The 13,772-nt window shown below is 58.0% G+C and carries 12 protein-coding genes and 1 pseudogene; 12 read left to right on the top strand and 1 reads right to left on the bottom strand.

What is annotated here, in order from left to right; translation table 11 throughout:
* The 12 genes from NKI05_RS31320 to NKI05_RS31265 form a co-directional block, all read left to right on the top strand.
* Positions 1-211, top strand: a 211-nt coding sequence (locus NKI05_RS31320) for a hypothetical protein (RefSeq protein ID WP_352794106.1), incomplete at its 5' end; no start/stop codon positions are given.
* A 92-nt stretch (positions 212-303) separates the two neighbouring features.
* Positions 304-2,532, top strand: a complete 2,229-nt coding sequence (locus NKI05_RS31315; RefSeq protein WP_352628648.1) for a methyl-accepting chemotaxis protein — start codon at positions 304-306, stop codon at positions 2,530-2,532.
* Complete coding sequence (locus NKI05_RS31310) at positions 2,525-4,021, top strand: chemotaxis protein CheW (protein ID WP_084630992.1); 1,497 nt, start codon at positions 2,525-2,527, stop codon at positions 4,019-4,021. Before NKI05_RS31315 ends, NKI05_RS31310 begins: the two co-directional genes overlap by 8 nt.
* Positions 4,018-5,103 carry a chemotaxis-specific protein-glutamate methyltransferase CheB gene (cheB, locus tag NKI05_RS31305; RefSeq protein ID WP_023673733.1) on the top strand — a complete coding sequence of 362 codons (1,086 nt, stop codon included), beginning with the start codon at positions 4,018-4,020 and terminating at the stop codon, positions 5,101-5,103. Before NKI05_RS31310 ends, cheB begins: the two co-directional genes overlap by 4 nt.
* The gene (locus tag NKI05_RS31300) at positions 5,094-5,717 is read left to right on the top strand and encodes a HEAT repeat domain-containing protein (RefSeq protein ID WP_023673732.1); all 624 of its coding nucleotides are present in this window, start codon (positions 5,094-5,096) and stop codon (positions 5,715-5,717) included. Before cheB ends, NKI05_RS31300 begins: the two co-directional genes overlap by 10 nt.
* On the top strand, positions 5,714-6,550 hold the full coding sequence (locus NKI05_RS31295; protein WP_023673731.1) for a CheR family methyltransferase: 837 nt from the start codon (positions 5,714-5,716) through the stop codon (positions 6,548-6,550). Before NKI05_RS31300 ends, NKI05_RS31295 begins: the two co-directional genes overlap by 4 nt.
* A complete protein-coding gene (locus NKI05_RS31290) occupies positions 6,547-6,942 on the top strand; it encodes a response regulator (RefSeq protein ID WP_023673730.1) in 396 nt (131 codons plus the stop codon). The genes NKI05_RS31295 and NKI05_RS31290 overlap by 4 nt, the downstream gene beginning before the upstream one ends.
* Positions 6,935-9,160 (top strand): chemotaxis protein CheA, encoded by a 2,226-nt coding sequence (locus tag NKI05_RS31285; RefSeq protein ID WP_023673729.1) that lies wholly within the window; start codon positions 6,935-6,937, stop codon positions 9,158-9,160. The genes NKI05_RS31290 and NKI05_RS31285 overlap by 8 nt, the downstream gene beginning before the upstream one ends.
* The gene (locus NKI05_RS31280; RefSeq protein WP_023673728.1) at positions 9,157-9,411 is read left to right on the top strand and encodes a hypothetical protein; all 255 of its coding nucleotides are present in this window, start codon (positions 9,157-9,159) and stop codon (positions 9,409-9,411) included. The genes NKI05_RS31285 and NKI05_RS31280 overlap by 4 nt, the downstream gene beginning before the upstream one ends.
* Before the next feature lie 57 nt (positions 9,412-9,468).
* Entirely contained in the window at positions 9,469-9,846 is a 378-nt protein-coding gene (locus NKI05_RS31275) for a response regulator transcription factor (protein ID WP_023707350.1), read from the top strand.
* Positions 9,843-10,484, top strand: coding sequence for a chemotaxis protein CheX (locus NKI05_RS31270; protein WP_023673726.1), 642 nt, complete (start codon positions 9,843-9,845; stop codon positions 10,482-10,484). The genes NKI05_RS31275 and NKI05_RS31270 overlap by 4 nt, the downstream gene beginning before the upstream one ends.
* Before the next feature lie 4 nt (positions 10,485-10,488).
* A complete protein-coding gene (locus NKI05_RS31265) occupies positions 10,489-12,780 on the top strand; it encodes a PAS domain-containing hybrid sensor histidine kinase/response regulator (protein WP_352794103.1) in 2,292 nt (763 codons plus the stop codon).
* Positions 12,781-13,485: 705 nt separating this feature from the next.
* On the opposite strand, the pseudogene NKI05_RS31260 reads toward NKI05_RS31265, so the two are convergent.
* Positions 13,486-13,772: pseudogene (locus NKI05_RS31260) on the bottom strand (transposase); the annotation flags it as partial.

Raw genomic sequence — 13,772 nt, 5'->3', positions numbered from 1 at the left:
GGCTCTCTTGACTATGCTGTATCGCTCGACGGATCGCCTCTGTCGTCGTGGCGCTCCCATGAAGAACCTGGCCCATAGCGCATCCTTTGATTCGGACGAAAAGTATGCGCCATCAAAGCCTGGGATCAAACATCTAGGAGCGCGCGAAATGCCCCATGTCGAGGAAATGGCCGGCGAGACCGTGACGGCCACCCACCCACATTTCGCCTAGAAGCGGCGCCCTTGAACCTCATATTCAGCGGCTTCCAGGGTTGCAAGGCCGGGCGCCTTCGGTTCCAAAATGGGTGGCGTCCGGGTATGGGTATGGGTTCCGTTTCGATTAAATTCCCGAGTTGCCGCATCTGCGGCCAAAACAAACTGGTCGCGGTTTTTATCTCAGTTGCGCGGTGGGCCCTCGATGATCTCTCATTTTGGAAGAAAGCGAACCTACCGCAATGGCATCGTTCATCGAACAGCGGACCGCTTATATGCGGCCAGTGGCACCTGCCTTGCGATAGTGGCCGACCGCAATCCAGCAGGATTGCACGTGGCCAGGCTATCTGCGGTGGCGCGCTTACCGGCGATAAGATAGAAATCAGGCAAACGCCGCTACCGCGAAATAGGATTTCATCCAATATGTCGCTCGTTAAGACGTCAAGGATCGCGAAACGCACTGGACCAGACAAGGGTTTGCATCCCGAAAAAGCAGATTTGCCGGCCAGATCACGCCAAAGCATCAAATCAGACCTACCTCACGGACAAATAGCCGAACGGTTTGCCGCCGCCACTGAGGAGCTGGCCAGCGGCATCACCGAGGCATCGGCCGCCGGTGAAGAATTACGGCGATCGATGGAACAGATCGCCGCGGGTGCGGAGGAAGCATCAGGCGCGGCTGAAGAACAACTGCGCACAATCAGCGACTCCACGCAAACGCTGGCCGTGGGACGACGCTTAGCCGAGGATTCGCAAAGGCGATCGGAATCGGTGCAGGGCTTGCTTGCCGATGTGACGAATCAGGTGATGAATGCGGTCAGTGCGATTGAACGAAATGCCGCTCGCCAGGAAAGCTCGGCACAATTGATTGCCGTTATCGAAGAACGCGCTGAAGAAGTCGGAGCTATAGGCCGCACGGTCAGCCGCATCTCGGACCAGACGAATCTGTTTGCCCTAAACGCCGCCATCGAAGCCGCTCGCGCCGGCGATCATGGCCGCGGATTTGCCGTAGTCGCTGAAGAAGTAAGGTCGCTGGCGCAGATATCCGACACCAGCGCACGTGAAGTTCAGGCGCTATCCACCAGCATCCAAAAAGATGTCAGCGCGGTTGCAGCCGGAGTCGCTGCTGCCGCTCACGCTGCGGCATCCGAAGCAAAGGCCTCAAACGTCGTGCTGCGAAACCTTCGCGCCATGCGGGAAACCGCGGGCGAGATCGCGCTCGGCAGCCGCGCCATCTCGCTGGCTTCGGTTGAAGCCGAAAAAGCCGCCACCGAGGCGCAAAAAGGTGCCGAGCAAGTTGCCAGTGCCGCGGAGCAGCAGTCGGCTGCAGCTGCGGAATCGCAGGCAGCGATCCAACAGCAGACGCAGGCGCTTGTTGAAGGCCAAACGGCAGCGCACGCGCTGGCACGCTTGGCTAATCTATTGCGCGGCGGAGACGCAGGAAAAGCCGCCGAGCAGGCGTCCTCGGCAGCCGAACAGCTGTCGGCGAATATTCAGGAGCTCTCGGGGGCCGCCGGTCAGATTCTGGCTGCGGTCGAGCAGATCAACCGTGGCGCCCAGCAGCAGGCGGCGGCCACCCACGAAAGTTCGGCCTCACTGAGCCAGATCGAGCAAAGTGCTGCCCTTGCAAAAGAAAATGCAGTTGCAGCCGAGGAGCGTGTTGCAGCGATGGAACAGTCGCTGAGGGAAACTTACGCGGCGGTCGAAAGCCTTATTAACGGATTGACGGGTTCCCTCCAGGACACGACAGCGAGCGTATCTGCGTTGCTTAGTTTGGAGGTAACTGGCCGCAAGATCGAGAAGATCGTCGATGCGATCACATTAGTCGCGGTTCAGACCAGCATGCTTGCCGTCAGTGGAGCGGTCGAAGCAGCCAGGGCGGGCGACTATGGCAGCGGCTTCTCCTTGGTGTCCAAAGACATTCGCGGGCTGGCGCGCGAAGCATCGCAATCCTTGGATAAAGTGAAGGATACGGTTCGCGGAATGATCGAGCAGATATCTTCGCTGCGTGGCGATCTCGAGCGGATCTGCGGCCTGTCGGAAGTCGAGATTCAGAATAGTCGCGCCACTTTAGCGGTATTTGAGAAGACCAAAGAAGAGCTGGCGCAGCTCGTCGAGGCGAGCAAAGCGATCAATTCTGGCGCTACCGACATACTCGTTGCGGCGAGCCAGGCTTCAGCTGGCGCGAAGCAGATTGCAACAGCCGCAGAGGAAGCCGGTGCAGCGTCTAGAGAGGCATCGACCGCTTCCCAAGAGCAAGCGCGAGGAGCTGAGGACCTGGCTGCGGCGATTGAGGAGATTGCCTCCCTCGCTGAAGAGCTCAAGTCACAAAATGTCTGAGCAAGGCGCGCCAGCGGCGCTATCCAAACGGTTCTTGGCGGTTCGCTGCTCCGAGCATACTTACGCGGTTCCGGTCGATCGGGTGGCCGAGATCGTCAGGGTACCCGTAATGGCAAAGGTGCCGCAAGCCCCAGCGGCTTTGTGCGGATTAGCGAACTTGCGTGGGTCAATTGTGCCAATTGCGGACTTGAGCCGCTTGCTGCGACTTGCTTCTGAAGCTCTGTCGGATTCGGCGCGAGCCGTGGTCATCGACGCACCCGCGCCGTATGCGCTGCTTGTCAACACTGTCGAAGGGATCGTCAACGTACAGGCAAGCAGCATCGAGCAGCGTCATTCACTCAAGGGCGCCGCGGTGAGCAGCGGCGATGACAGTGTCTTCTCAAATGATGGCGAGGCGGTGAGGATTCTCAACGTTGATACCCTGCTCGAAGGGGCGTTTACCCCCCAAGCCCGGGATCGTGTGACCGGCCGCAGCCGCACGTTGGTTCCTGATATGAGCGCGATAGGCGCTGTAGGTCGAGAAATGCTCGCAACGTTCGTAGTCGATGGGCAGGATTACGCATTTCCATTTGCCGAGGTGCAGGAGGTCTTCAATATCCCCCGAGGCCTGACTTCTCTGCCGGGCGCGGATGCGCAGGTCCCTGGTTTGATATCGTTCCGCGACGGACTGCTGCCAATTTTGTCCCTAAGAGCACTGTTTGGCCTCGCTAACGAGCTTCAGGGAAATGAGAAGGTCATCGTCGCGTATGTCCGCGGCACCGCGGTCGGCGTCGTTGTCGACGCTGTCAAGCAGAGCATCGCCATCGATCCTCTGAGGCTGGAACCCGTGCCGCCAATTATGGCCGCCAGAATTGGCGGCGAGGCTAAGGTCAAGGCAATCTATCGGAGCGAGGCGGATAGCCGGCTGCTGTCGGTCTTGCACCCGGATTTGTTGCTCAGCGAGGAAACCATGCGTGGTCTGGGTCATGTGCAAGCTCCGGCCCGAGACGGCTCCGCACCGACAGAAGGTTCAAAGCGCGACGAGATCAAGCTGCTCGCCTTCCAACTTGGCGCCGGCGAATTCGCCTTGCCCATTGAGGTCGTCGAGGAAGTTGCACTGGTGCCGGAGCGTGTGACGCGGGTTCCAAAGACGCCCAAATTTCTTGAAGGGGTCATCAATCTGCGCGGCGAGGTGCTGCCTGTCATCGATCAGCGGAAGCGCTTCGACATGCCGCCGTTTGAGAATCGTGGCCGGACGCGTCTGATTGTGGTCAAATCCGGTTCCCACCGCGCCGGGATCATCGTCGACAGCGTCTCGGAAGTCCTGGGCGTCGATGCATCAGCGCTCGCTCGGGCGCCGGATCTGGCGGGAGAAACTACGCGCCTGATCCAGTCGATCGTCAGCCTGGATGAAGGCGTTCGCATCCTCATGCTGCTTGATCCAACCGAACTGCTCACGCGTGCCGAGCGCACCTTTCTGGACTCTTTTCAAACCAAGCTGCAGACTTGATCAAGGTTCTGATCATCGACGACTCTGCCCTCGTTCGAAAGCTGCTTGCCGGAATGCTGTCGGACGCATCCGAATTCCAAGTTGAAACCGCTCGAAATGGCGCCGAAGGACTGGAGCGCCTGCACGCCTTCCGCCCCAATGTGGTCACGCTCGATGTCCACATGCCGCAGATGAACGGCTTTATGTGCCTTGATCGTATCATGCTGGAAAGGCCGACCCCGGTCGTCATGGTATCGTCAGTGACATCACAGAGCGCCGATGAGACCCTGCAAGCGCTTCGCCTCGGCGCATTCGATTTCGTTGCGAAGCCTTCGGGAACATTGTCCTTACGCGTTGATCAGATGAAAGACGATCTGCTCGACAAGATTCGAACCGCCGCCGTCACCGGCATCAAACCCACGCTGCGATTGCAGGAACGTATACGCCACCGTATAGGGCAGACGCTGCCGACAAGTCCTTATCCCGCCCCAATAGCGTCAAAAAAACCCATCGTAAAAACTGGGGTAAATGGGCTGGTGCTCATCGGCGTTTCGACAGGAGGGCCGCCAGCACTGGAGGCTGTTGTCGGAGCGCTGCCAGCATCGTTCTCCTGGCCAATTTTGATTGCTCAGCACATGCCAGAATCCTTCACGGGCGCACTGGCCAAACGTTTGAACAGCCTGAGCGCCATCGAGATCGTGGAGGTTACCCGCCCTACGGAAGTCGTGCCTGGTGTCGCTTACATTGCGCGGGGTGGGGCGGACATGATTTTATCGCGCCGAGGAGGCGTCGTATTTGCCATGAATGTCCCGTCCCAGGTCGACTATCCCTGGCATCCAAGCGCCGACCGGCTTGTTCGAAGTGCCATGGAACAAATACCTCCCAGCGACCTTATCGGTATTCTCATGACCGGAATGGGCAATGACGGCGCCAGTGCTATGAAACTCCTGCACGAGCGAGGCGGAACGACGATCGCTGAAGCGGAAGAAACCGCAGTGGTTTGGGGGATGCCCGGGGAATTGGTCAAGGGCGGTGGTGCAGATTGGATTCTGCCGCTACCCGAGATAGCCCGGCAATTGATGAAGGTTGTGCCTTGCCTCTGATCCGCAAAGAGCTTCCCAACCAAGCCGGGATCCGCGACGCATCGCCCACGGATGCATTTTCTTCGTTGACGAGTCGGAACAGTGAGGAAAGGCGAGCGGCGGCTCGCGAGTTTATTGTCACCTCTGACAACGCCGGTGTGATCTCCAGCGCAATTCAGAGTGAAGCGGTTGATGGCGTGCTGCAGGCTTTGTTTACAGCCCTTATGCGATCAGCCAATGCGGCAAGCGTCGACGTTGCTCTGCAATACCTACGATCCGACGATGCCCGCTTGCGCACCGGGGCACTAGACGCCTTGCGCGCATTGCAAGATCAGCTCCTGCCGCGGTTGACTGGACTGCTCAGTGACCCGGAGCCCGACGTTCGCATCCTCGCCTGCGAACTCGTTCGCGCGCAGCAGCCTTCAACGGTGATTGATTTGCTGGTTCCCCTCCTGGCTAATGATTGCAATGGCAACGTTTGCGGTGCCGCGATCGACGTCATGGCGGAGGTGGCGGCGCCTGACCACGTTGCCTTGTTACTCCAGTGCGCCGCGCGTTTTCCCTCGGATCCCTTTTTGGATTTCGCCGCCAAAACCGCGGCCCTCCGGATCGGGGCGCGGAACGCCCCTCAGTGATCGAGATCACGGACGAAGAGATCCGTCGACTGGGAGACTTCCTCTATCGACGCACCGGCATGGTCTATTCGGTATCCAAGCGCTATTACATAGAGCGCCGGATCGCTGATCGTGCAAACGCAACCGCCTCTCCTTCTTTCGAAAGGTATTTCGCAAAACTTCGTATTGATGCCGAGGGTGAGATCGAGAAGTTCATCAACGCCTTTACCGTCAATGAGACTTATTTCAACCGGGAAGATCATCAATTTCGGTGTCTCACGAAGGATTTGCTGCGTGAAAGAATCGCAGCCGGCTATGGGAAAGACCAGTTGCGTTTGTGGTCGGTACCTTGCGCGACTGGGGAAGAACCCTATTCGATTGCGATGTGGCTCTTGGACAAGTGGCCGCTGGTCGACGCCTACAGCATCGAGATTTGCGGCTCAGATATCGATACCGAAGCGCTTGCCGCGGCCAAGCGCGGCTTTTATGACAAGCGCGCACTGATGCGCTTGCCGGGCCAGGTCATCGACCGCTACTTTCACCAAGAAGCCGACGATCGGTGGCGGCTTGTCGAAGAGTTGAGGGAGTCGGTGCAATTTTCCAGTGTCAATCTAATAGAATCTAACGAGACCAGGCACCACGGCCAATTCGATGTCATTTTTTGCCGAAACGTCCTCATCTACTTCGACGACGCTTCGCGTCGCATTGCTGCAGACAACCTCTATGAAAGCCTTTTACCCGGCGGCTACATTTGCCTTGGCCACACAGAGTCGATGAGCCGTATCTCTCCGCTGTTCGAAATCCGTCGGTTCGAAGATGGTATTGTCTATCAGAAACCAGAGGTCGGGCGGTGAGCAAACCTACGCTCCATCGCGTCCTGGTGGTCGATGACGCAGCTCTCGTGCGCCTGTACTATCGAAGCGTGCTGGAGCCAGCGGGCTATGAGGTGTTCGAGGCTTTGAACGGGGTGGAAGCCTTGGAGCAACTGCTTGGGTTCGAGATCGTCGACCTTCTGATCGTGGACATCAACATGCCGGTCATGGATGGCCTCAGCTTCTTAAGGATGCTTCGGCAACGAGGCGAACCGTTTGCGTCCACCCCCGTGCTCATCACCAGTACGGAAGCCGGGCTCCATGACCTGCGGGCTGCCCAAATTGCCGGAGCGAACTTCTACGCCGCCAAGCCCGTCGCTGGGCAGGACCTGTTGGAGCTCGTTGCCTTGCTTGCTGGATCAACCCATGATTGAACTTCTTGAGCAGTTCCTGGTGGAGTGCCGCGAGTCTGTGCAGCAGGCAACACTGGATCTTCTGGCGCTCGAAGGTGATTCAGGCGATCACACTAGGCTGGACAGTGCTTTTCGGTCGTTTCACACCCTCAAGGGCGGGGCCGGTATCGTCGATTTTCCAGATATGGCGAGGGGTCTGCACGCGGCTGAGGAACTGCTCGATTCCGGCCGGTCCGGTACGAGGACGTTAAGCACTGCGGATATCGGCAACTGTCTCTGGGCATTGGATCAAGTCACCGGCTGGCTCGATAGCATTGAGGTAAAGGGAACTGTCCCGGAGGATGCAGGGTCGACCGCGGATGAGATGGTCCGCCGCTTGCAAGCGGCGCTATGGGAAGAACCTCCGGGAAAGAGCCCGCCCGCCTTGTTGGCGGCGGGGTGGTTGACATCTCTTTTGAAGGCCAACCATGATGTCGCAGCCCGAGCCTCAACCGGGTTGTTGTTCCAGCCCGACCCACAGTGCTTCTTTCGCGGCGAAGATCCCCTTGCGTTGGTCGCCGGCCTGCCTGGCCTGTTAGCTCTTCATGTGGAACAGGTTCATGTCTGGCCTTCGTTGAGGGAAGGTGATCCATTCGAGTGCAACCTGCTCTTCACAGCGTTGTCCTCTGCTCCGCAGGACGCTTTGTTGCGCTATACCCAAGCGATAAGCTCGGACTCTTCGAGCGTCCTCGAGATCCGCGAGCTTTCTTCTGCCGTCCCCGATCAGCGCGCAGGACTTAGCCGGATGGCGCGGCTGGTGCTCGAAGCGCAGTCCCAACTCCTTTCCCAGGTCGCGACCACAGGTCTGGCCGGCCGAGTAGGCGCCGCGCGGCGCGTGGTGATGAATATCCTGGCTCGGAGCGTCCGGCACAAGGATACGCTGGAACGCTACGATGGTAGTGTGCCGGACGCGGACGATCCAGAGGGACGACAAGCACTCATCCTCCTGATCGACCGGGTTTTGGGAGACGAGGCCCAAGTCCTCGAATTCTCCGTGAACCGGGATTCCCGCCTCGCCATCCCGAACTCAAATGCTGCCCGATCACTGCGGGTGAGCGTCGAACGCATTGATGCCTTAGTGAATTTGGCCGGCGAACTGTCGGTTGCCAAGAATGCCCTAACGCATGCCGCAACGCTAGCCCGGAGTGGAACTCCATCGGCGGATTTGGCGGCCGTGTTGGAGGAACAACAATCCCGACTGGAGAGGTTGGTCGATGAGTTGCAGCGTTCTGTCTTGAGCATCCGTGTCTTGCCCATGCGACAGGTGTTCCAAAGGTTTCAGCGCTTGGTGCGAGACCTTGCGACCGAAACGGGTAAGTCAGTGGTTCTCGTGACAGAAGGGGAGAACACCGAAGCAGACAAGACCATCGTCGAGGCTCTTGGAGAGCCGATTATGCATGTTCTTCGCAATGCAATCGACCATGGTGTCGAACCGGCGGACGAGCGCATCAGGACAGGGAAGCCACCGCATGCCACGATCTGCCTGCGTGCAGCGAAAGTCGGCGACAGCATTGTCGTTGAGGTGGAAGACGATGGTCGAGGTGTGGATTTCGCGAGAGTTCGACGGGTTGCGGCAGAACGCGGCCTGACGACCGGGTTCGCCTCGCTTTCCGATGACGATGCATTGGAATTGCTGTTCAATCCGGGGTTCTCGACAGCCGCAACTGTCAACACGGTCTCCGGTCGTGGGGTTGGGATGGACGCGGTGCGATCGGCGATCGAGGCGCTCGGCGGATCGGTTGGCATTGAGACGAAGCCCGGAAGCGGGACGATCGCAAAATTCACCCTGCCCTACTCCATCCTGATGACGCACCTGGTCACCGTGGAAGTAGTCAAACAAGTTTTTGGCGTTCCGCTTGAGAAAGTTATCGAAACCCGTCGACTTTCGCGCGGTGATGTCTCGATGGTTGGCGCCGCGCGCGTGTTCGGGCATCGCGGCCATACCATCCCGCTCGTTAGTCTTGCGGCGACGCTTGGCGAAACGCCGTCGGAAACGATCGCCGACGATTTCCAAGTCGTAGTCGTCCTGGTCGGGAACGACATGTGCGGGATAGAGGTCGATGATGTCGGGGAGACAATGGATATACTGATGAGACCCATCGAGGGGGTGCTCGCGGGTGTAGAAGGCGTTGCAGGCGTCACAATTTTGGGTGATGGCCGCGTCATGCTTGTTCTCGATGTGGAGGCTTTGGTGAAATGACCGTCATTTCCGACCCAAGCGGTGGACCGATCCGGCTTGAGGGCGACTGCACTTTAGAAGACAGCGAAACCCTGCTGGCAATGCTGGTTGAGTCAGGCAACATCTTAGTTGACTGGCGGAAGTGCACCAAGATCCATGCTGCCGTTCTGCAAGTCCTGATGGCGGCCCGCGTGAGGGTCATTGGGCCGTCGGGCTCGCCATTTCTCGAAAGCTATTTTCATCGCGGCTTCCGGGCAGTGCATGGCGGCTAGTTCACAATTATTGCATTTTATGCGATATCCCTAACCCCAGCTGAAATGAAGGTCGTAATGAACGTTTTGATCGTCGACGACAGCAAGCTTGCGAGAATGGCCTTGGTCAAGATTCTCGCCAAGAACTATCCGACATGGGTGCGTAAAGAGGCCGGCAACGCTGATGAGGCGCTTCAACTGGCGAGTGAGTTCGCGGCTGATATCGTGTTGATGGATTACAATATGCCCGGCCGCGATGGGCTTGCCTTGGCGGCGGACTTTCGTGCCCAGGATCCGTCAATGCGATTGGCACTGATTTCCGCTAATCAGCAGCACGAGATAGTCGAAGGTGCAAAGGCGCTGGGCGCTTCCTTCCTGACCAAGCCAGTGAATGGCCCGGACCTGGTTGCGTTTCTCGGCAAACCCGACACTCCCATTGGTCAGGACGATCAATGATGACTCCGGCCGACCTTGTCTTGGAAGAACTCGAGAAGGATGCCCTCACTGAACTGGTGAACATCGCCGTCAGCCGAGCCGCCAAGAATCTCCGCGAGATGGTTGGACGACAGGTGTTCCTGTCCGTCCCAAGAATCAACCTCGTCGGCAGGCAGCAAGCCATCGATATCTTGGACGAACGCGAGATGGACCGTCTGGTTGCCGTTCACCAGGTTTTCGAAGGTGATATCACTGGTCGCGCGTTGCTTATTTTCCCAGAGGAGCGAAGTCTCGAACTTGTGCGTGCTGTAGCCGGTCCGGACCATTCATTGGAAGACATCATCGACCTTGAACAGGAAGCACTCGCAGAGACGGGCAACATCATTCTCAATAGTTGCCTGGCCACCATCGCCAACCTGTTGCGCCGTAGTCTTCGCGTCTCCTTGCCTGAGGTCATTCGAGGCACTGGAACCGACTTCTTCAATCTGGCGCCGCCGCCCCTACCCGGCGAGGTCGTACTGTTTCTCTACATAAACTTCACCGTCAAGGACAATGACATCACGGGCTACATTGCCATGCTGATGGACATGCCTTCCCTAGCGGTTTTAAAGGGCCTCTTGTGCGAGTTTATCGAGCGGATCGGTGGGAACGATAAATAGTGCCATGTTGAACACTTCTCACGATAATTCGACGCCGATATTAGATGCACTCGATTGCGGTATAATCGTGCTCGGTTCTCAAAGGCAAGTGACCGCCTGGAATGCCTGGATCGCCGCAGCCAGCAATATACGGACGACCGAGGCGATCGGAAAATCAATGGAGGAGCTTTTTCCCGGCCGGCCGCTCGGCCCAATCCTCGTTGCGTTAAACGAGGCTTTGGAAGCCGGGGCCTCCAGCCTGCTGACCGCTACACTCCACCCAGCCCTGCTTGCGTTGCGGACGCGAGCGGGCCAGCCGCTGATCCATAGCATTTCCATCCGACCAATCGGGGCGATAGGTGCGTATGAATGCCTTATTCAGATTTCGGATGTGACGGGGGCGATGCGGCGGGAAGCCGTGCTGCGCCAACGGCAGAATGCCCGTTATGATGCGGTCATGGAAAGCGCCGCGGAAGCCATTCTTACCCTGGATGACACTGGGGCAATCCAGGGAGCCAATTCGGCGGCCGAGGTGCTCTTTGAAATCGACAAGGCATCGCTTGCCGGTCAGCCGAGCGCCGGTCTGTTCGTGGAAGGCGACCGGTGGTCGCAATTGCACGACGCCAGTCGCTCAGGGCAGCAAATAGTTCATCGAGAGGTTTCCGTGAAGCGGCGCAACGGGTCGACGCGCCATCTCGAAGCTTCGATTAGCCGTTGGTCAGGTGGCGCCAAGCAATTCACCACCGCCTTTTTGCGCGATGTAACAGATCGCCTGTCCTCACAACTGAAGCTGAAGACCCTGAATGAGACGTTGGAGCAACGGGTAGCTGACGCAACCGGTGAGCGCGATATGATCTGGCGCGTCAGCCAGGATCTTTTCGTCGTAACGGATTTCGGCCTCAAGTGCCAAAGTGTGAATCCGGCCTGGACCGAGCATCTCGGCTTGGACGAAAGCGAGGTCGAGGGTAAGACTTTCGAGGATTTCGTTCATCCTGAAGATGTTGCGGCTGTGACACGGCTCTCACTATCGGATAGCCGGGTTGCGGTTCGCGACCTCGACTTACGCATGCGTGCCAATGATGGCAGGTTCATCTGGTACAGTTGGCAATTTATGCCGCGAAACAACCAATATTACGCCGCCGGGCGCGACATCAACGTCCGCAGGAATTTGGAGGATCAGCTGCGCCAAAGCCAGAAAATGGAGGCGGTGGGGCAACTCACGGGCGGTATCGCGCACGACTTCAACAACATGCTGGGAGTTGTCATCTCAGGACTCAACTTGATCCAGCGGCGCGTCGACCGCGGCGAGCCCGGCGTGCACCAACTGATCGCAGCCGCGACCGAGGGTGCCCACAAAGCTGCCATGCTGACGCAAAGGCTACTGGCTTTTTCCCGGCAGCAGCCGCTTTCCCCTGAATCCCTCGACGTCGGCCGGATGGTGCAGGATATGTCGGAGCTTTTGCGCCGGACGCTGGGCGAGCACGTAACACTCAATACGGTCGTGCAATCCGATGACGGTGCAGTGCTCGCTGATCCCAGCCAACTCGAAAATGTCCTCGTAAATCTGGCGGTCAACGCTCGCGATGCCATGCCGGAGGGCGGAACCCTGACAATCGAAACCTCTGCACTCCTGGTCGACCAGTCGGTTGCTGCAGATCATGGCATTTCCCCCGGCCCCTACGTCCTTATTGCGGTGAGGGACACGGGCTCGGGTATGAGCGCGGAGGTTCTGGAAAGAGCCTTCGAGCCGTTTTTTACCACCAAAGGTGTCGGCAAGGGAACCGGCCTTGGGCTGAGTCAGGTGTTTGGCTTCGTCAAGCAGTCCGGTGGCTATGTCAAAATCGATTCAAAACTGGGGGTGGGGACTACCATCAGCATCTGGTTGCCAAGGCACAATGGTCCCGCCGATGGAGCACGGCGGGCGAACAGCCAAGACGTTGCCAATGGCAAGCCAGAGGAATTGATCCTCGTCGTCGAGGACGAGGCGAGTGTAAGACAACTGACAATGCAAATGCTCGAGGATCTCGACTATTCGGTGATTTCTGCTGAGAATGGGGTTGAAGGCCTGCGCATTCTTGAGGATCGAGGAGACGTTTCCTTGCTGCTGACGGATGTTGTCATGCCCGGAATGAACGGTCGGGAATTTGCGGATGCTGCCGTTGAATTGCGGCCTGACTTGAGGGTGCTCTTTACGTCCGGTTACGCACGTGATGCCATAGTTCGCAATGGGATCATCGATCCAAACGTTCAACTCCTGCAGAAACCCGCTACCCTCCAAGCTCTCGCCCAGAAAGTCAGATTGGTTCTGGATAACTAGCCATTCGGCAACCGCCGTTCCGGTTTTCAGGCAAGAGGGTAGCGCGCTCGACCTGTCATATTAGACGCAAAGCGGTCATTGAGCTCTATTGAGAGCTTCGGGTCACCACGAGCGTCCGCGGTGATGCCGCCGACATTTCTCCTCGGGTCTCTACCGACGTGGTCGCGGGTGCAACAATCTGTTGCACAACTCTGCTATCTGTCCCGCCAATGCCTGACCCTCAACTTGCTCACCCCTGAATAAGTCATCGCTCGCTGTCACGGCCAGGTAAGCGACGGGACTCTTCGAACGGGCGCGTTGCATGCGGATCAGGCCATCGTTCCTCAAGATCAGCAAAGCAATCATCTATCCCAGCGGCGAGTGGATCGCTGGGACAAATCGATCGTGGTCGTCTGCAAACAAAGACGCGAACTGCCGCGGGAGAAGAAGACGGCACGGCCAGAGTAAGCAGAGAGGCGGTTCATTCGCCCGAGAGGCGTGGGTTAGAGAAATATGCGTGCGAATCCGTGCTCGATCGGGGCGTCACAGTTTTCATACATAACTAACCCGCTCGATACCCTTTGCGAACGCAGCGTCACGTCTAATCAGAATGGCTTTGAAGAGCGTGACTTGAGCATCTCTGTCGCGGGTGTTTTGGGGGTTAAATCCGCCCTTCCCTACGGTTGTGTGCGTCAAGTTCTGCAAAATGGGCGATCATGAAACTGGTCATGCGGCTTGGCGTAGAGCGAGCTTCTTGTGCTCGCGCAGATCATCCATGTTGATATAGCGGTTGGCCTCCATCCAGTTTTCATTGGTTTCGACGGCCAGCTGACCAGGCGCAGGCGCAGGCAGCTTTCGGCGTTCGGGAAGATGCGCACGACATAGGTGCGCCGGCGGATTTCCTCGTTGAGCCGTTCAAGCATGTTGGTGGACTTGAGGTGCTTGTGATGCTGACGCGGCAGCCGGAAGAAAGTCAGCGTCTGTTCTATGGCTTCTTCCGCCCAGGTGGTCAG

Source organism: Mesorhizobium sp. M0771 (assembly GCF_040320155.1).
GTDB lineage: Bacteria > Pseudomonadota > Alphaproteobacteria > Rhizobiales > Rhizobiaceae > Mesorhizobium.
This window is presented reverse-complemented; position numbering and strand designations above follow the sequence as displayed.

Coding starts and splice junctions, on each gene's coding strand:
- NKI05_RS31315 (WP_352628648.1), top strand. CDS start 304: ATGGGTTCCGTTTCGATTAAATTCCCGAGTTGCCGCATCTGCGGCCAA.
- NKI05_RS31310 (WP_084630992.1), top strand. CDS start 2,525: ATGTCTGAGCAAGGCGCGCCAGCGGCGCTATCCAAACGGTTCTTGGCG.
- NKI05_RS31285 (WP_023673729.1), top strand. CDS start 6,935: ATGATTGAACTTCTTGAGCAGTTCCTGGTGGAGTGCCGCGAGTCTGTG.
- NKI05_RS31280 (WP_023673728.1), top strand. CDS start 9,157: ATGACCGTCATTTCCGACCCAAGCGGTGGACCGATCCGGCTTGAGGGC.
- NKI05_RS31275 (WP_023707350.1), top strand. CDS start 9,469: ATGAACGTTTTGATCGTCGACGACAGCAAGCTTGCGAGAATGGCCTTG.
- NKI05_RS31270 (WP_023673726.1), top strand. CDS start 9,843: ATGATGACTCCGGCCGACCTTGTCTTGGAAGAACTCGAGAAGGATGCC.
- NKI05_RS31265 (WP_352794103.1), top strand. CDS start 10,489: ATGTTGAACACTTCTCACGATAATTCGACGCCGATATTAGATGCACTC.